At 29.9% G+C, this 18,148-nt stretch carries 16 protein-coding genes; 7 read left to right on the top strand and 9 right to left on the bottom strand.

Going from position 1 to position 18,148, the window contains the following annotated elements:
- Positions 1-39: 39 nt before the first annotated feature.
- Entirely contained in the window at positions 40-519 is a 480-nt protein-coding gene (locus tag ACSIGC_RS11555; RefSeq protein ID WP_442264977.1) for a hypothetical protein, read from the bottom strand.
- An 83-nt stretch (positions 520-602) separates the two neighbouring features.
- Between ACSIGC_RS11555 and ACSIGC_RS11550 the strand changes: the two genes are divergently transcribed.
- A complete protein-coding gene (locus ACSIGC_RS11550) occupies positions 603-1,709 on the top strand; it encodes an NAD(P)/FAD-dependent oxidoreductase (RefSeq protein ID WP_442267761.1) in 1,107 nt (368 codons plus the stop codon).
- Positions 1,706-2,155, top strand: a complete 450-nt coding sequence (locus ACSIGC_RS11545) for a GreA/GreB family elongation factor (protein WP_442264976.1) — start codon at positions 1,706-1,708, stop codon at positions 2,153-2,155. Before ACSIGC_RS11550 ends, ACSIGC_RS11545 begins: the two co-directional genes overlap by 4 nt.
- Here the strand turns inward: ACSIGC_RS11545 and ACSIGC_RS11540 are convergent.
- The 4 genes from ACSIGC_RS11540 to ACSIGC_RS11525 form a co-directional block, all read right to left on the bottom strand.
- A complete protein-coding gene (locus ACSIGC_RS11540) occupies positions 2,145-3,071 on the bottom strand; it encodes an ABC transporter ATP-binding protein (RefSeq protein WP_442264975.1) in 927 nt (308 codons plus the stop codon). The two genes, ACSIGC_RS11545 and ACSIGC_RS11540, sit on opposite strands and share 11 nt — an antisense overlap.
- 65 nt (positions 3,072-3,136) lie before the next feature.
- Positions 3,137-3,874, bottom strand: a complete 738-nt coding sequence (locus ACSIGC_RS11535) for a DUF3667 domain-containing protein (RefSeq protein WP_442264974.1) — start codon at positions 3,872-3,874, stop codon at positions 3,137-3,139.
- 111 nt (positions 3,875-3,985) lie between these two features.
- On the bottom strand, positions 3,986-4,450 hold the full coding sequence (locus tag ACSIGC_RS11530; protein ID WP_442264973.1) for a hypothetical protein: 465 nt from the start codon (positions 4,448-4,450) through the stop codon (positions 3,986-3,988).
- Positions 4,451-4,514: 64 nt separating this feature from the next.
- Positions 4,515-6,668 carry a prolyl oligopeptidase family serine peptidase gene (locus tag ACSIGC_RS11525; protein ID WP_442264972.1) on the bottom strand — a complete coding sequence of 718 codons (2,154 nt, stop codon included), beginning with the start codon at positions 6,666-6,668 and terminating at the stop codon, positions 4,515-4,517.
- A 146-nt stretch (positions 6,669-6,814) separates the two neighbouring features.
- On the opposite strand from ACSIGC_RS11525, the gene trxA reads away from it, so the two are divergent.
- The 3 genes from trxA to ACSIGC_RS11510 all read left to right on the top strand — a co-directional run bounded on the left by trxA (position 6,815) and on the right by ACSIGC_RS11510 (position 11,129).
- Positions 6,815-7,174 carry a thioredoxin gene (gene trxA / locus ACSIGC_RS11520; protein ID WP_299672485.1) on the top strand — a complete coding sequence of 120 codons (360 nt, stop codon included), beginning with the start codon at positions 6,815-6,817 and terminating at the stop codon, positions 7,172-7,174.
- A 503-nt stretch (positions 7,175-7,677) separates the two neighbouring features.
- Complete coding sequence (locus ACSIGC_RS11515) at positions 7,678-8,649, top strand: ribonucleotide-diphosphate reductase subunit beta (protein ID WP_442264971.1); 972 nt, start codon at positions 7,678-7,680, stop codon at positions 8,647-8,649.
- An 89-nt stretch (positions 8,650-8,738) separates the two neighbouring features.
- Complete coding sequence (locus tag ACSIGC_RS11510) at positions 8,739-11,129, top strand: ribonucleoside-diphosphate reductase subunit alpha (protein ID WP_442264970.1); 2,391 nt, start codon at positions 8,739-8,741, stop codon at positions 11,127-11,129.
- A gap of 56 nt (positions 11,130-11,185) precedes the next feature.
- Here the strand turns inward: ACSIGC_RS11510 and ACSIGC_RS11505 are convergent, their stop codons facing one another.
- Together ACSIGC_RS11505 and ACSIGC_RS11500 are read right to left on the bottom strand one after the other, a co-directional pair.
- Entirely contained in the window at positions 11,186-11,518 is a 333-nt protein-coding gene (locus tag ACSIGC_RS11505; protein ID WP_442264969.1) for a hypothetical protein, read from the bottom strand.
- A complete protein-coding gene (locus ACSIGC_RS11500) occupies positions 11,511-12,047 on the bottom strand; it encodes a Panacea domain-containing protein (RefSeq protein ID WP_442264968.1) in 537 nt (178 codons plus the stop codon). The genes ACSIGC_RS11505 and ACSIGC_RS11500 overlap by 8 nt, the downstream gene beginning before the upstream one ends.
- A 138-nt stretch (positions 12,048-12,185) precedes the next feature.
- Between ACSIGC_RS11500 and ACSIGC_RS11495 the strand changes: the two genes are divergently transcribed.
- Positions 12,186-13,523, top strand: coding sequence for a deoxyguanosinetriphosphate triphosphohydrolase (locus ACSIGC_RS11495; protein WP_442264967.1), 1,338 nt, complete (start codon positions 12,186-12,188; stop codon positions 13,521-13,523).
- Between the two features lie 64 nt (positions 13,524-13,587).
- Complete coding sequence (locus tag ACSIGC_RS11490) at positions 13,588-16,770, top strand: PA domain-containing protein (protein ID WP_442264966.1); 3,183 nt, start codon at positions 13,588-13,590, stop codon at positions 16,768-16,770.
- Positions 16,771-16,853: 83 nt separating this feature from the next.
- Here ACSIGC_RS11490 and ACSIGC_RS11485 read toward each other — a convergent pair whose 3' ends face one another.
- Positions 16,854-17,534 carry a hypothetical protein gene (locus tag ACSIGC_RS11485; RefSeq protein ID WP_442264965.1) on the bottom strand — a complete coding sequence of 227 codons (681 nt, stop codon included), beginning with the start codon at positions 17,532-17,534 and terminating at the stop codon, positions 16,854-16,856.
- 1 nt (position 17,535) lies between these two features.
- A complete protein-coding gene (locus ACSIGC_RS11480; protein ID WP_442264964.1) occupies positions 17,536-18,135 on the bottom strand; it encodes a hypothetical protein in 600 nt (199 codons plus the stop codon).
- Between the last annotated feature and the right edge of the window lie 13 nt (positions 18,136-18,148).

Here is an 18,148-nt window from a genome sequence, read left to right as displayed (position 1 = left end):
TTCGAATGACTTCATTTTACTCTATTTTTATGTGTTCTTTTACTGATACAACACCTGCTCTCCTTCAGTTAAACCACTGTATTTAAAATACTTTACCTCCCCTTTTTCAATATAACTTATCACAACTTCATTTCCATCTAATTTAAATGGAAAATCTTCTTTTGTTACATCTTTTGGAGGAGTATTACCATATTCATTTTTAGGATCTTCATGCAATTGAAAATCATTAGATTGATTTCTAAACTGTCCTAATATTGAAGTTTGATTACCATTTTCCTTATAACTTACTGGTGCTTTTCTTCCTCTATAAAATATATTTTCAAACTTTATTTTTTGTTCAGAAGAATATACAATATTGATATTAACTCCAGAGACACCTCGTACTCCTCCTACCCAACTTGTATACGTTCCTGACAAAACCTTAAAAGGTGTTTTTTTTTCAAATTGATAGCTACCGCAACTAACAATAACCAAAATAAAAAGTGGAAAAATTATCTTTTTGTTCTTAATTATCTTCATAATATGTATTTTCTAAATGTTTTTTCAAGGATTATACCAATGTACAAATTTAAATGAAACCTTTTTTATAGTTTTAACGCATGATACAACTAAGTTATTGGGAAATTAAAGAATGGTTTACAAATGTAGATTACACCATAGTTGGTAGTGGAATTGTAGGATTAAATTGTGCTTTACAATTAAAACAACGATTTCCTAAATCAAATATTTTAATTATAGAAAAAGGTATTTTACCACATGGTGCAAGCACTAAAAATGCCGGATTCGCATGTTTTGGAAGCTTATCTGAACTTGTTGATGATTTACAAAATCACACAGAAGATGACGTGTTAGGCTTAGTTAAAAAACGTTGGAACGGCTTACAATTATTACGAAAAAACTTAGGTGATAAAAACATTGATTTCCAACAAAATAAAGGTTTTGAATTATTTCAAAACAAAGAACTTTTAGACAGATGTTTATCTCAGAAAAAAACAATTAACAAGTTACTTTCAGGTGTTTTTGATACTCCAGTATTTTCAACATCAAACAATACTTTTAACTTCAAAAAAATAGAAGAGAAATACGTTATAAATAATTATGAAGGTCAGATCGATACAGGGAAAATGATGCATGAACTTCTTAAAAAAGTTCAATCACTTGGAGTTAAAATAATCAATAATATTACTGTTGAGGAAATTCAAGATCACAAAAACGCTGTTCATATTAAAACTAACTTACTAACCTTTAATTCAAATAAAATTTTTATCGCTACAAATGGATTTTCTAAAACTTTATTAAATGAGGATATTAAACCAGCTAGAGCTCAAGTTTTAATTACAAAGCCTATTAAAAACCTTCATATTAAAGGAACTTTTCATTTAGATAAAGGGTATTATTATTTTAGAAATATTAATGATCGTATTTTGTTTGGAGGTGGTAGAAATTTAGATTTTAAAACCGAAGAAACTACTGAGTTTTCTCTAACAGAATTGATTCAAAAGAAATTAGAAGAAATTTTAAAAGATACCATTTTACCAAATACCGCTTTTGAAATTGATCATAGATGGAGCGGAATTATGGGAATAGGAAATCAGAAAAAAAGTATTGTAAAACCAATATCTGAAAATGTATTTTGCGGAATACGATTAGGCGGAATGGGTGTTGCTATTGGTAGTTTAATCGGACAAGAATTAGCGGATTTATTATGAGTATAAAAGAAAAACTATATCAAGAATGTGTTTTTTATGTTGAAAAACGAGAACAAACAATTCAAGAAATTATAAGCTCCAACAAAAAAGCATTACTTTCTGAAACCAAAAGTTCGGCTGGTGACAAGCATGAAACTGGGCGAGCTATGCTTCAATTAGAAATGGAAAAAGCTGGTCAGCAAATTGCTGTCGTACATCAAATGAAAGAAACTCTAGCTAAAGTTGATACTGTAAATTCTCACGATTTAGTCCGTTTAGGTAGTGTTATAATCACCGAAAACATGAATTATTTTATCGCAATAAGTTTAGGTAAAACAATTATCGATAATAAAGATTACTTTATCATTTCTAGTTCTTCTCCAATTGGAAAAATGTTCTTAGGTAAAAAGGAAGGTGATGAAGTAGTTTTCAATGGAAAATCTATAACAATACAATCTATTCTTTAAAATTGATAAACCTTTCTGATGTAACTTCTAATTCAAATTCACTAGCAATAAAAAGACTTTGATTATCGTAAGCCACTTCAACCAACCAGTAAAATCCTTTAAAATAGTTCTTAAGTACCGTTACTTTAAACTCTGAATCTTCTACAAACTTTATTTGATGTGGGTAAAACAGTTTTATTTTATTATGAATTACAACTTCGTTTACATCATCAAATAGAGCTGCCACATATTTGTTGTTTCTTTTTTGATACAATTCAGATGGAGTTCCGGAAGCTATAATTTCATTGTGTTGAATTACAATTAACTGATCTGAAAACGACAAAGCATCGTTACCATCGTGAGTTGCTACTATACAAGCAATTTTATTCTTTTTTAGATACGAAAAAAGATTTCTTCTTAGAGCATTTTTTTTAAAATTATCAATCTGACTAAAAGGTTCATCTAACAATAATAATTCTGGCTCTTTTGCTAAAGCTTTTGCTATTGCGACACGTTGCTGCTGGCCTCCGCTTAAGTTTTTTACTTTTTCATTTGCATACGCTTTCATTTCTATAACATCTAACAATTCATTTGTTCTTCTTTCAGACTCTTCTGGATAAAATCTAGATAAGAATTTTGAGATGTTTTCAGCAACTGTTATGTAAGGCATTAAATCGAAGTTTTGAGGAACGTATTTAAAAAATTCCATTCCAGGAACTAAATGATAAGCTGGACCTAAAACTTCTTGATCTTTCCAAAAAATATTTCCTTCATCAAGATCTAACAATCCATAAATAACCTTCAACAATGTTGATTTTCCACATCCACTTTCGCCCATAACACTTAAGTGTTCGCCTTCTGAAAGTTTCAAGCTAATATTCTTAAGAATTTTCTTTTTCTCTGAATATGAAAATGTAATATTATTTACTTGTAGCATGAGTGTAAAAATAAACCTATTCTAAGAAAGACCTCTATAGATTTATAAACTTATTGAACTAAATTTCATATTAAAAGTGATAAAACAAGACCTATTAAACTCATAAAAATTAAATAAAACACATAGGTAAGAATTGTTAGAAGAATCGTTTTTATTTTTTTATAATTATTAAAAAACTGCAAGTAACTCCAAAAAGCATAACCTAAAACAAATAACATATAAATTGCCTCTATAAAAACACTGTCTTTTGTAATTGATTTTAAAATGAGAAAAAAAGTATAAATAACTGCTTGTTGACCAGTCACAAAAGAGTTCAATACTAAATGTTCAAAATAATTGTATTTATGCTTTCTAAAAGACAAATAAGAACCTAAAGAAAACACAGGTAAAAATAACAACATAGCGTATGCATAATTCTTAACTAACCATTGAAAAACAAGTATTTTGTCATTAGAGCTGACTTTAGAATTTTTATAATTACTCCAACCCGTTACAAAATCACCAAGCATTGTTCTTTCATCAAAAAAACCAGCAATTAAAGCATAAACTGTTGATAAAATTAACACAAAAGTTATAGGCTTAAAATAGTTTTTTCTTTTTCCATTTATAAAATCTTTTATACTGTATCCTGGCGCTATTGCTAATTGTTTTATTGTATAAAAAAAACCATGATCTACCTGAAAAAATGAATTGTTTAATTCTGATAATAGATATTTAAAATCTATTATACCTACGTTTGTTTTCTGTCCACAATTTGAACAAAAACTACCATTAACCTCTGCATTACAATTTTTACAATTCATGAAGAAAAATTAAAATAACATCCAAAAATACAGAAATCTACACACTTGATTTCAATAAAAAACCGACACTCTCGTATCGGTTTTATGTATAAATTATATGTTATCTAAAAACTACTCAAATGATAAGCTTATCTGCTTACCTTCTTTTTTAGCTTTCTCATCTTTTTGTTTTCCAATCATAGAACCAATTAACATTCCAAGCGGAAAACCTAATCCTAAAAAAGCAGTACTACCTATAGCCATAGAAAAAACTAAACCTATAGGAATTCCAAATGTGGTCATACCTAAAACAAACCATTGATTTTGATAGTGTTTTTCTGGAATTAAACCTTCTGTTTTTACCATTAGATTGATAATATTGCTTTTTTGAATTAAAATTTTTCGTCGAAACTTTCTTTCACTATCTTCATTAAAAGAATTAATCTCTTGAATTTTATCATTAATTTTTATCACAGAATCTTCTGATAAATTTAACCTTCTTAAAGCAACTAAAGTTTTTTCTAAATTAGAAAATGCTTTTTTCGTTGTTTCTTTCTGAGTTAAATAATTGTTTTTTTTCAATTCTATAATTTCCATAAACAATTTAATTAATTTGTTTTACGCTATATAAGAATCATTTTTAGATAAAATGTTACAGGAATTAACCTTTAACTTTAGTTTTTGGAGAATACGGCAAAGTTTCAAACCCCATATTAAACAACGTAAAACCGTAAATATCTGCACTTTGCTCAATTATTTTAGCTACTGGAGTTCCTGCGCCGTGACCTGCATTAGTTTCAATTCTAATTAATACTGGATTTGTTCCTTTTTGCTTCTCTTGTAACTCAGCAGCAAACTTGAAACTATGAGCTGGAACTACACGATCATCATGATCTCCTGTTGTAACCATTGTCGCTGGATATTCTACTCCTGACTTTACATTATGAACTGGTGAATATCCTTTTAAATATTCGAACATCTCTTTGTTATCTTCTGCTGTTCCATAATCGTATGCCCAACCTGCTCCTGCTGTAAATGTATGATAACGTAACATATCTAAAACTCCTACTGCTGGTAATGCCACTTTCATTAAATCTGGACGTTGTGTCATTGTTGCTCCAACTAATAAACCACCATTTGACCCTCCTCTTATTGCTAAGAAATCCGAAGACGTATATTTTTCCTTAATTAAAAACTCAGCTGCTGCGATAAAATCATCAAAAACATTTTGCTTTTGCATTTTAGTTCCTGCTTTATGCCATTTCTTTCCGTATTCACCACCTCCACGTAAGTTTGGAACCGCATAAACACCTCCTTGTTCCATCCAAACAGCATTTGTTATACTGAAACTAGGTGTTAAACTCACATTGAATCCTCCATAACCATATAAAATGGTTGGGTTCTTTCCATTAAGTTCAATTCCTTTTTTGTGTGTAATAATCATAGGAACTTTTGTTCCATCTTTAGAAGTATAAAAAACCTGCTTGCTTTCATATTCATCTGAATTAAAAGCAATATTTGGTTTCCAATATTTTTTATAAGTACCATCTTTTGGATTTAACTGATAAGATGTTCCTGGAGTTTTATAATTTGTAAAAGAAAAATATAATTCTTTTGCTTCTTTTTTTCCTCCAAAACCACCAGCAGAACCTACGCCTGGTAATTCGATTTCACGAATTAATTTTCCTTCATAATCATATTGAAATACTTTAGACACTGCGTCTACCATATAACTAGCAAAGAAATATCCAGAACCTGTAGACGGACTTAATACATTTTCTGTTTCAGATATAAAATCTTTCCAGTTTTTTACACCTGGATTAGCAGCATCCACAGTTACTATTTTTTTATTTGGAGCATCTAAGTTTGTCACTAAAAACAATTTACTACCCTCATTTTCTATTACATATGTATCACTTCCAGTATCATCAAGAATAGTAATTATTGGACTATCTTTTTTTGTTAAATCTTGCATTAACAATTTATTTCCAGATGTAGAAGTTCTAGGGTATATAAAAAGATATTTACCATCTTCAGTAACACTTCCTCCTACATACCTATGTTTTTCTTCTGGTTTATCCCCAAAAATAATTTTGTCAGACTTCTGACTTGTTCCTAATTTATGATAATACAGTTTATGCTGATCTGTTTTAGCAGATAATTCGCTTCCTTTAGGTTTGTCATAACTAGAATAATAAAAACCCTCATTTTCTTTCCAAGAAATTCCTGAAAATTTAACATCAACTAAAGTATCTTCTTTAATTTCTTTACTTTCTACATCCATAATAATGATCTTTCTCCAATCACTACCTCCTTCTGAAATTGCGTAAGCTAATGTTTTTCCATCTTTTGAAAAACTTGCTGTGCTCAAAGAAGTTGTTCCATCTTCTGAAAAAGAATTAGGATCTAAGAAAACCTCATCTTTCCCTTCTTTATTTTTTCTATATAATACATAATGATTCTGTAAACCATCATTTTTGTAGAAATATGTATAATCACCTCTCTCGAATGGAACCCCTAACTTTTCATAGTTCCAAAGCTCAGATAACCTTTCTTTTAGTTGATCTCTGTAAGTGATTTTGTCTAGATAATCGAAAGTTACTGCGTTCTCTGCTTTAACCCATTCTTCTGTTTTTTTACTTCTATCATCTTCTAACCATCTGTAATTATCAGTTACTTGAGTTTCAAAATAAGTATCTACTACTGGTACTTTCTCTGTTTCAGGATAGTTCAATTCTATTACATTTTTGGGTTTTTCTTGCTGACATCCAACAAGTAATAACCCTGTTATTACTGGTATAAATATTCTTTTCATTATTTAGATAGATTAGTTAATACTATCAAAATTAGATTAAAAAATTTATCAAACGTTACAATTTAAGAGCTTTTTAACATCTGTAGTCTATATCTGTAATTTCGATTACATTTAACGTCTAAACTAAAAACTTAAGCAAGATTAAAATGACTGAATTATTATCAAAAGATACATTTTTAGAAAAAGTGTTTAACTATGAAGAAAATAAAAAATGGAATTACTCAGGAAAATTACCTGCAATTATAGATTTTTATGCCGATTGGTGTGGACCATGTAAGATGTTAGCTCCTATTTTAGAACAACTAGGAGAAGAATACAAAGACAAAGTGGTTATTTACAAAGTTGACACAGAGGCTGAACAAGAATTGTCTGCCATGTTTGGAATTAGAAGTATCCCTTCAATGTTATTCTGCCCAATAGGTGAAGATCCTCAAATGGCACATGGTGCTTTACCTAAACAACAGATAGAAAAAATCATTGAAGATGTTTTAAAGGTGTCTAAATAAGGTGATTTTATTGTATGTTTTTTAAAGCCAACGTCTTTTGCTTACCAAATACACATAAAATTTAACCATTTATACAAAAAACAAATTCCAGATTATGTAAACTGTGTATATTCGCGATGTACTTTTATGTATTCAACATTTACACAATCATAAATCGTAATATTGGGGATTATTCGAATTATGGAATCAAAGGCAACGTTTCTCAGACGTTGCTTTTTTTATTGTCTTTTTTCTTTCAAAAAACAACAACTTTTTCTTGTGATTTTTTCAAAATAAGAATGTCAACAAACACAAGGAGTTGAACAAAAAACAACAATCCAAACAACTGTTTTACAACACATTAAACAAAACAAAATTATTTGTCGTTTTTTCAAAAATTAAGTTATTTGTTAAAAACTTCAAGGAGTTTGTGGATAAGTATACCTTTATTTTTCTCACAAAATTTTGAATCTTTGTTCTCCCCCCTAGCAGTAACTTTTTAACAAAAATTTGAACGTACAAAAATGGCCGTATTAGAACCAATTTTACAAGAAAATAAAGATCGATTTGTTATTTTTCCAATCCAACATAATGATTTGTGGGACTGGTATAAAAAACAACAAGCATGTTTTTGGACAGCTGAAGAAATTGATTTACATCAAGATCTTGATGATTGGAACAATAAATTATCAGACGATGAACGTTATTTTATAAAGCATATCTTAGCTTTTTTTGCTGCTTCTGATGGAATCGTAAATGAGAACTTAGCAGAAAACTTTGTAAACGAAGTTCAATATTCTGAAGCTAAATTTTTCTACGGTTTTCAAATTATGATGGAAAATATCCATTCTGAAACGTATTCATTATTAATTGATACTTATATCAAAAATGATGATGAAAAAAATAATTTATTTAAAGCTATTGAAGTTTTTCCTGCTATTAAGAAAAAAGCAGATTGGGCTTTAAAATGGATTGAATCTGATTCTTTTGCGGAAAGACTTATCGCTTTTGCTGCTGTTGAAGGTATTTTCTTCTCAGGATCTTTCTGTTCTATTTTCTGGCTAAAAAAGAGAGGTTTATTACCAGGATTAACATTTTCAAACGAATTAATATCTAGAGATGAGGGAATGCACTGTGATTTTGCAGTACACTTACACAATAATCATCTACAAAACAAAGTTTCTAAAAATAGAATCAAGGAAATAATAATTTCTGCTTTAGACATTGAACGTGAATTTATCACAGAATCATTACCTGTTAGTTTAATAGGTATGAATGCTAATTTAATGACTCAATATTTAGAGTTTGTAACAGATCGTTTATTATTAGAATTTGGTTGTGAAAAGGAGTATAATACATCAAATCCTTTTGACTTTATGGAGATGATTTCATTAGAAGGGAAAACCAATTTCTTTGAAAAAAGAGTATCTGAATATCAAAAAGCAGGAGTAAAATCTGGGGGAACAGGCTCTATCAGCTTTGATGCTGATTTTTAAGAGTTTACATCATATAAAAACATATAAAACAATTAAATCTTAGGGAAAAATTCTCCCTAAGACTAATCTATATAAAACCAAAATCAATCATGTATGTAGTAAAAAGAGACGGCAGAAAAGAACCTGTGATGTTTGACAAAATCACAGAAAGAGTAAAAAAGATGTGTTACGGATTAAACAGTATTGTTGATCCAGTTAAAGTAGCCATGAGAGTAATCGAAGGGCTTTACGACGGGGTTACAACCTCTGAATTAGATAATTTAGCTGCTGAAGTTTCAGCAACTATGACAACTGCTCATCCAGATTACGCTAAACTAGCCGCAAGGATCGCCGTTTCAAACTTACATAAAAATACAAAAAAGTCATTTACTGAAACGATGACTGATTTGTATAATTACATTAACCCTAGAACAGGAAAAAAAGCTCCTTTATTAGCTGATGATGTATACGAAATCATCATGAAAAATGCTGATAAATTAGATTCTACTATTATTTATAGTCGCGATTTTAATTATGATTACTTTGGTTTTAAAACATTAGAGCGTTCTTATTTACTAAAATTAAACGGACAAATTTCTGAGCGTCCTCAACAAATGTTGATGCGTGTTTCTATAGGTATCCACAAAGAAGATATTGACGAAGCAATTGCTACATACGAATTAATGAGTAAAAAATACTTTACTCATGCTACACCAACATTATTTAACTCTGGTACACCAAAACCACAAATGTCTTCTTGTTTCTTATTACAAATGCAAGATGATAGTATTGATGGTATTTACAACACCCTAAAACAAACTGCTAAAATTTCTCAATCTGCAGGAGGTATCGGTTTATCTATTCATAACATTCGTGCTACAGGTAGTTATATTGCTGGTACTAACGGAACATCAAATGGTATTGTACCAATGTTACGTGTATTTAACGACACTGCTCGTTATGTAGATCAAGGTGGAGGAAAGCGTAAAGGTTCTTTTGCAATGTATTTAGAACCTTGGCATGCTGATATTTTTGATTTTCTTGACCTAAAGAAAAATCATGGTAAAGAAGAAATGAGAGCTAGAGATTTATTCTATGCAATGTGGATTTCTGATTTATTCATGAAACGTGTTCAGGAAGATGCTGATTGGACTTTAATGTGCCCACACGAATGTCCACATTTATACGATACTTACGGAGAAGAATTTGAGCGTTTATACACTAGTTACGAACAGGCTGGAAAAGGTAGAAAAACAATAAAAGCTCGTGAATTATGGGAAAAAATTCTTGAATCTCAAATCGAGACAGGAACTCCATATATGTTATATAAAGATGCAGCTAACCGTAAATCGAACCAAAAGAATTTAGGAACAATTCGTTCTTCTAATCTTTGTACAGAGATTATGGAGTATACGGCTGAAGACGAAGTTGCTGTTTGTAACTTAGCTTCTATTGCTATTCCTATGTTTGTTGCTGAAGATGAAAACGGAAACAAATTCTTTGATCACGACAAATTATTTGAAGTTACTAAAAAGGTAATTAGAAACTTAGATACTGTAATTGACGAAAATTTCTACCCAGTTGTAGAAGCTGAAAACTCAAATACACGTCACCGTCCTGTTGGATTAGGTATTCAAGGTTTAGCTGATGCATTTATTATGCTTCGTTTACCATTTACAAGTGAAGAAGCTAAGAAATTAAATCAAGAGATTTTCGAGACTTTATATTTTGCTGCTGTAACTTCTTCAAAAGATATTGCTAAAAATAAAGGTGCATACTCTACATTTAAAGGTTCTCCAATGTCTGAAGGAGAGTTCCAATATAATATGTGGGGAATTAAAGATGAAGATTTAAGTGGAAGATGGGATTGGAAATCTTTACGTAACGAAGTTATAGAACATGGTGTTCGTAACTCCTTATTATTAGCTCCAATGCCAACTGCATCTACATCTCAAATTTTAGGTAATAACGAAGCTTTCGAACCATATACTTCTAATATTTATACTCGTAGAGTTTTATCTGGTGAGTTTATCGTTGTAAACAAACATTTATTAGAAGATTTAGTTGAATTAAACTTATGGAATAATGATATGAAAGAAGATATCATGAGAGCTAATGGTTCTATTCAACATATAAGTTCAATTCCTCAAAACTTAAAAGAGTTATATAAAACAGTTTGGGAAATGAGTATGAAAGATATTATTGATATGGCTCGTCATAGAGGATATTTTATCGATCAATCTCAATCTTTAAACTTATTCATGAAAGATCCTGATTTTGGTAAATTAACTTCTATGCATTTCTATGCTTGGAAGAGTGGATTAAAAACAGGAATGTACTATTTGCGTACAAAATCTGCTGTAAACGCTATTCAGTTTACATTGTCAAAAGAAAAGAACACAGAAGAAGATAAACCAATGAGTCCTGCTGAATTTAAAGCAATGGTAGAAGCTTCTAAAAACGCTGAAGGACCAGAAGATTGCTTAATGTGTGGTTCTTAAAATTTGAATTTAATTAAAAGGGAGTAAAAAGAGGAGTTGAAAAACTTCTCTTTTTTTTATCTAAATAAATAACGCATTACTAATATAAAAATACCAACAACACTTGCTAAAGAAGATGTTATTAAAGCTATTAAAACAGTATCTTCTAATTTAAAGTTTAATTGCTTAGAAAAACCAGCGGCCGTAATTATAAGTAAAATAAAAGAAGTAAAAACACTTAAAAAGATAAAGGTCCTGTAAGCATATTTTTTTCGCTCATTTCTATCCTGAATTCTGTCAGAAATCTCTTGCTGAGTTAAATTTAAATTAATATCAAAATCTAATTCTTTACCCTCAATACCAGTATCACCAGCACCTTTTAACAAGTCATCTAACTCAGAATTATGCACTTCTTAGGTATTTTCTTAAGTTAACAACGAATTCGTCGTAGTATTTTTTTATTAATCGATCACCTATCACTCTATTTTCTCCATACCTGTAAGTCAAACTCCATGGAGTTCCAGGCCTATGAGTAGAAGTTACCAACTCTTCAGAAGAAGTATCTTTGTATAAATTCCAAGCCAATTTAACAATTTTTTTATCTTCTTCATCGGTTAAAACAGGCTCGTAAGGAGTATCCCATTCATTCTTTAAAGCCATCGATTTAGATGTAATAGGATCTGATTTAAAATGTTTAAACTCATGATAAATACTAGGAACTACAGGACCATACTTCCAAGCTTCAATATTATCATCATTAAAAATTGGTCTTTCTAATAAAGATAAAGAAAGTCCTTGAGCAATATACATTAACTTAACCAATTTCATATTAGTTAACCCTATATTTTGCTCTTTTGAAAGACTTATAAATTCATTAGCTACAGAACTAGCTGTTCCCATACTTTTAATACTATGTTGTTTATACAAATCTAATGACAATTTTAACCTTTTTCAATTTCTACGACACAAAAATACAATTTCTGAAACTAAAAATCAAATAGTTAAAGTTATTCACATTTCTCTAATATAAAGAAAAAAGATTAAATAACTTTGTTTCAAATTGATTTATTAGAATAAATGAACTGGGAACAATTACTTTCTTTAAAACGTTATGGTGACACGAAAAAGCGTGAGCGTATTCAACAAGATGAAACTCGTTTAGGTTTTGAAGTTGATTTTGACAGAATTATCTTCTCTTCTCCTTTTAGAAGTTTACAAGACAAAACACAAGTTATTCCATTATCGAAAACTGATTTTGTACACACAAGACTTACACATAGTTTAGAAGTTTCTGTTGTTGGAAGAACATTAGGAAGAAGAGTTGGAAAAGAATTATTAGAACGACATCCTAACTTAAAGAAATTAGGATATACTTTTAACGATTTTGGAGCTATTGTAGCAGCTGCTTCTGTAATGCATGATATTGGTAATCCTCCTTTTGGTCATTCAGGTGAAAAAGCTATTGGAGAATATTTTAAAACAGGGAACGGAAAACAATACAAAGAGCAATTAACAGAGAAAGAATATCAAGATATTATTGATTTTGAAGGAAATGCAAATGGTTTAAAAATAGTTACGGAAGATAGAGCTGGAACTCCTGGTGGCTTACGTTTATCATATGCTACTTTAGGGGCTTTTATTAAATATCCTAAAGAGAGTCTTCCTAAAAAACCAACTAAAGAAATTTCAGATAAAAAATACGGTTTTTTTCAATCTGAAAAAGAAGCGTTTTTAGATTTAGTTGAAGACCTAGGAATGCTAAAAAAAGACAGAAATGAAATTGCTTTTCATCGTCATCCTTTAGCTTATTTAGTTGAAGCTGCTGATGATATCTGTTATACTATTATTGATTTTGAAGACGGAATTAATCTTGGACTTATCGATGAAAGTTATGCCCTAGAATATATGTCTAAGTTAGTTTCTAACATTAATAGAGAGAAATATTATTCCTTAAAATATAAAAAGGATAGAACTGCATACCTAAGAGCTATTGCAATTAACACACTTGTTGGTGAGGCAGTCTCTATATTCCTAGATAATGAAGAAGCTATTTTACAAGGTAAATTCAATAATGCATTATTAGAAAAATGTAAGTTTGAAGCTCAAATACGTGATATAATAAATATTAGTGTCGATAAAATTTACAAGAGTAAAGAAGTTATTGAAAAAGAAGTTTCAGGATATAAAATTATTGCAGATTTATTAGATGTTTTTGTTGTCGCTTTAAATAATAAATATGACGAAAAACAATCTAATTACGATAAATTAGTGCTGAATTTACTCCCTGAAGAATACCAAGAACCTAAAGAAAATTTGTACGATAGAATTATGCAAATTTGTAGTTACATAGCTAGTATGTCTGATGGATACGCTATTCGTTTGTATAAAAAAGTTAATGGAAATTTACTTAGTTAGTGTTAAAAAAGCTAAAAAAACTATTAACTGCTAGTAAATTAGCAAAAAATTAATTTTCTCTCAAATGAAACGAAAACTACTCTTTTCAGCATCAGCTTTATTAATGTTTTCTGCTGGTAGCTTTTTGTACTTTAATTCTAAAGAATCGACATTAAATAATGTTGAAAGATTAAGAAAAAGTCATGCAAAATTCCTTAAAGAACACCCTTATCAAAAGACTGGAAGTTTATCCAGACAAGAAAGAAAGAATGCTGGTTTACCTCCAAATGCTTATTTCGAACAAAAATACTTAAGTGAAATTAATCCCTCTACTGGAAGAGTTCATAAAGAAAATGTATACGATTTACAAGAAAAATTAAATAGTATAAAACAAAGAGTACCTGGAGATGCAGCTGATAATCCTTGGATAGAGAGAGGACCTAATAACGTAGGAGGAAGAACAAGAGCTATAATATTTGATCCTAATGATGCTACTAAAGAAACAGTTATTGCCGGTGGAGTTAGTGGAGGCTTATGGAAAAACACGAATATTAGCAACCCAAACTCTCAATGGCAGCAACTAAATGCCCCAGAAAACCTTTCGGTTTCATCTATAGCAGTTGATCCTAATAACTCCAATATCTTTTATGCAGGAACTGGTGAATCTTATTCTGGTGCTTTAATATTTTCAGGTAATGGTCTATGGAAATCTACAGACAAAGGAAACACATGGTTTAAAGTTTTTGGGGGTATTACTGGTGATGCTTTTTTGGACACCGACTCTCAAGTCACTGTAAATACACCTAGCTCAATATCCAATAATTATTCATCTATTCTAGCTAATTTCGGTGGCAACTTAAGCACTAATGTATCTGCTAACTTGGTTCTTATTGATGATGGCTCAGGAACCACAGAAGATGCTTGTGAAAATATAACGAATACTTCACAAATAAATGGTAATATAGCTGTAATAAGAAGAGGTGGATGTACTTTTGTAGATAAAGTTCTAAAAGCTCAAAATGCTGGAGCAATTGCTGTTATTATTGTTAATAATGTTTCAGGAAATCCTATAGGACAAAGTGGGACAGATCCTAGTATAACGATACCATCTGTAATGATTTCACAAACAGATGGAAATATTTTAATCAACACTTTAGCTACTGAACCTGTTAATGTGACCTTAAGAAAAGTTAACGATAATGCCACTGGTAGTTTTTTAGTTCCAGGAGTAACACATATAAATGATATAGCAATTAGAAATAATAGTGGAACATCAGAAATATATGTAGCTGTTGCAGATGCTGTTTATTCTAGTTCTACTCCAACACGTCCTTTAATTGGTGGAGATAGTTTTGGAGTATATAAATCTACTGATGGAGTTAATTTTAACAGATTAAATTTACCAAAAACAACAAACGGTAATAATTTTGAGCCTAATAATATAGAAATAGCTGCTGACAATTCAGTTTATGTAAGCACAATTACTAGTAATTCTAATGGTGACGGAGGTGGAACCATATTAAAATCTACTGATGGAAACACTTTTAACCTAGTTAATACAATATCTAATGGAAATAGAACAGAAATTACACTTTCTTCTTCAAATCCTAATATTGGTTACGTACTTACAGAAATCAATAGTAGTGCAGAACCTGTTAAAATACATAAAACTGTAGATGGATTTAACTCTATCACAGAAGTTTCTTTACCTAATGATGCCGATACAGGTATAGACGCTAATGATTTCACAAGAGGACAAGCAGGATATGATTTATTAATAAAAATTGACCCTAATAACGATAACACAGTATATGCTGGTGGTATTGATTTATTTAAATCTGAAAACGGAGGTACTACATGGAACCAATTATCTCATTGGTTTGGCGGGTTTGGTTTTCAAGAAGTTCATGCTGATCAACACGCTATTGCTTTTGCCTCTTCTAATAAAATAATTTTTAGTAACGATGGAGGAGTGTATATCAGTAATAATGCTGGAGAAGATATTTTCCCTAGAAAAAATAATTATAATACACTTCAATTTTACACTATTGGTGTAGCTCCAACTTCTGCATTTACTGGAGATTATTTCTTAGCTGGTGCACAAGATAACGGAACACAACTATTTACAGATGCTCCTGACAATATTGGTTCATCTACAGAAGCTTCTGGAGGAGATGGAGCTTACTGTTTTTTTGATCAAGATGGAAGAGACACTTATTACATTACAAATTTTGTTTTCAATAGATCTATTCAATTCTTCGATTTAAGCTCGGCAGGTATTCGAACAGTAACTATTAGTGATGAAGACGTCTCAAATGGAGATTTTATCAACCAAGAAGATTTAGATTCTAATTTTGATATTCTATATAGTAATTACTCTAATGGTTCAAACTTTATAATTAGAAGATATTCAGATTTTAGGTTTAATGCTACTTCAAAAAAAGATTTAACTGATGTTTTAATGGATGCTGAACCTTCTTATTTAAAAGTATCTCCTCATAGTAGAATTACTACTAGTGCTAGTAAACTATTCGTTGGTTTAAAAAGTGGAAAATTGTTAAGAGTTGATAATGCTAACTTTGCAAGTCCTACTTGGACAGATATTACAGGAAGTGAGTTTGTAGGTTCTATATCTGATATTGAATTTGGAGCTACTGAAAATGACATTTTCGTTACATTTCATAATTATGGCGTAAGAAACATCTGGTATACTAACGATGGTGGTACTACTTGGTTTGATAAAGAAGGAAATTTCCCTGATATTCCTGTTAAATCTATTTTACAAAACCCTTTAAACAGAGAAGAGGTAATTATCGGTACTGATTTAGGGGTTTGGAAAACATCTAACTTTAGTGCAACTTCTCCAAATTGGACAAGATCTGATAATGGTATGAGTAACGTTCCTGTACTTGATTTAGATTTAAGAGATGATAACGTTGTTTTTGCTGCTACTTATGGTAGAGGTGTATTCTCTGGAGCTTTTACAGCTGCAACTGCTTCTGTTGATGAAGTATTAAAAGGTGATAAAATATTTACAGTTTACCCTACAGTTTCTAATGGTGAATTTACTGTTTTCGCTAAAAGAGAAAATGGAGCAACAGATATTAATGTATTTAATTTATCAGGTAGTCAGGTTCTTACTAAAAAAGTAGATTTTAACGACAACGAAAAACAATTAATTTCTACGAATTTAAGTAGTGGAGTATATTTGGTTCAAGTTATTAATTCTGAAAAGAAAATTTCTACTAGAAAAATTGTAATCAAATAGTTATAATTTAATATATGAGTCAAAAGAGCTACCTGTTTAGGTAGCTCTTTTTTTGAAACAAATTATTAATCATCATGATAAAATTACCATGTTTTTATAATTGGTGGTATTGAGCTATTATTTGTTGATGAACCACTACCATTTTCATTCCACTTATAAATAATATCTTCAATACTTAAAGTACCTGATTTATCTATTTTATTGTAAATTAAAGTAGTTTTTCCTTGAAAAAGCAACTCTATAATTAAGCTTTTTTCTGTGATTTCCCAGGTTAAAGATCCAGTAGAACTACCTTCATTAATAATAAAAATCCCCGAATTTTCATCTAAAGATGTATTCCCTTTTAAAAAATTTAAAGAGAAACTACCTTTAGAAATATTATAAGTAAAAGAATATTTATCCAATTGTTTTTCTATTTCATAATTTACTTCAACTGTATCTTCAAAAAGGATATCTATCCAAGAAAAAGATTCTTTACTATTAGTTATGTTTGAAGAAATTGTGGTGTTTGGAACCTCCAAAAAAGCTACTATTTGATTGGTAATTTCAACAATATCATTAAATGCAACTACAGCTTCTTTGGAAGTTTCATTTGTATTTGAAACCATTGCTACTGGTAGTTCAGCTAAATTTAAAGTTTTTTTTAATTTACTTGTTATAGATACATGTAAAGGTTGAGATTCTTGTAAAACTTGATCATCATTACTACAAGAAAAAGATAATAATATCAATAAAAACAAGCTATAGTTCAATATTTTTTTCATCTTAAATTAATTTTTTTTGTTGCGCAATAAAACTCACTTTAATCATAGTATTTACTTCTGAAATACTATGATTATCATTTATAATTTTCATCAAAATAGATTCATTAAAACGTGCTTTTATTTTTCGTTTTTCATAAACTAAATCTTTTTCCCACGATGATATTTCCAATACTTCAGTAGTAGAGCAGCCTTTAAAATTGGCTCGGATTTCTTTATAAGGATAACTATTATTTTCATCTCTAAAGAACAAACTTCCACAACCGTTTGTAAACTCAACACTTTCTATTTCACCAACACTTACAGATCCTTTTAAAGTTCTTCTGAAGTTATTTAAAATAAGATTGTTTTCTGTTACGATGTTTTTAAATTCAAAACTCGAATTTCCATTAAATATATCTCCATCAATATCGCTATCAATCTTGTTTTCTATCTCTTTAAATGTGTAAGTTCCTTTATGAGGACCGTCTGTAAATTCAATTGTCAGTTGAAGTTCTTCTTTTATTTCTTGAACAATATCTTCATCAAGAATTTCTTCATTTTTACTACAAGAAAAAAAAACGACACCAATGATTAGTATTAATAATAAATTTATTTTTTTCATCTTTTAATATTTT

It is taken from the genome of Tenacibaculum aquaeponti (assembly GCF_052084715.1).
In the GTDB taxonomy this organism is placed as follows: Bacteria; Bacteroidota; Bacteroidia; order Flavobacteriales; family Flavobacteriaceae; genus Polaribacter.
Note: the sequence above shows the minus strand (reverse complement) of the source record. Positions and strands in the feature narration are given on the sequence as shown.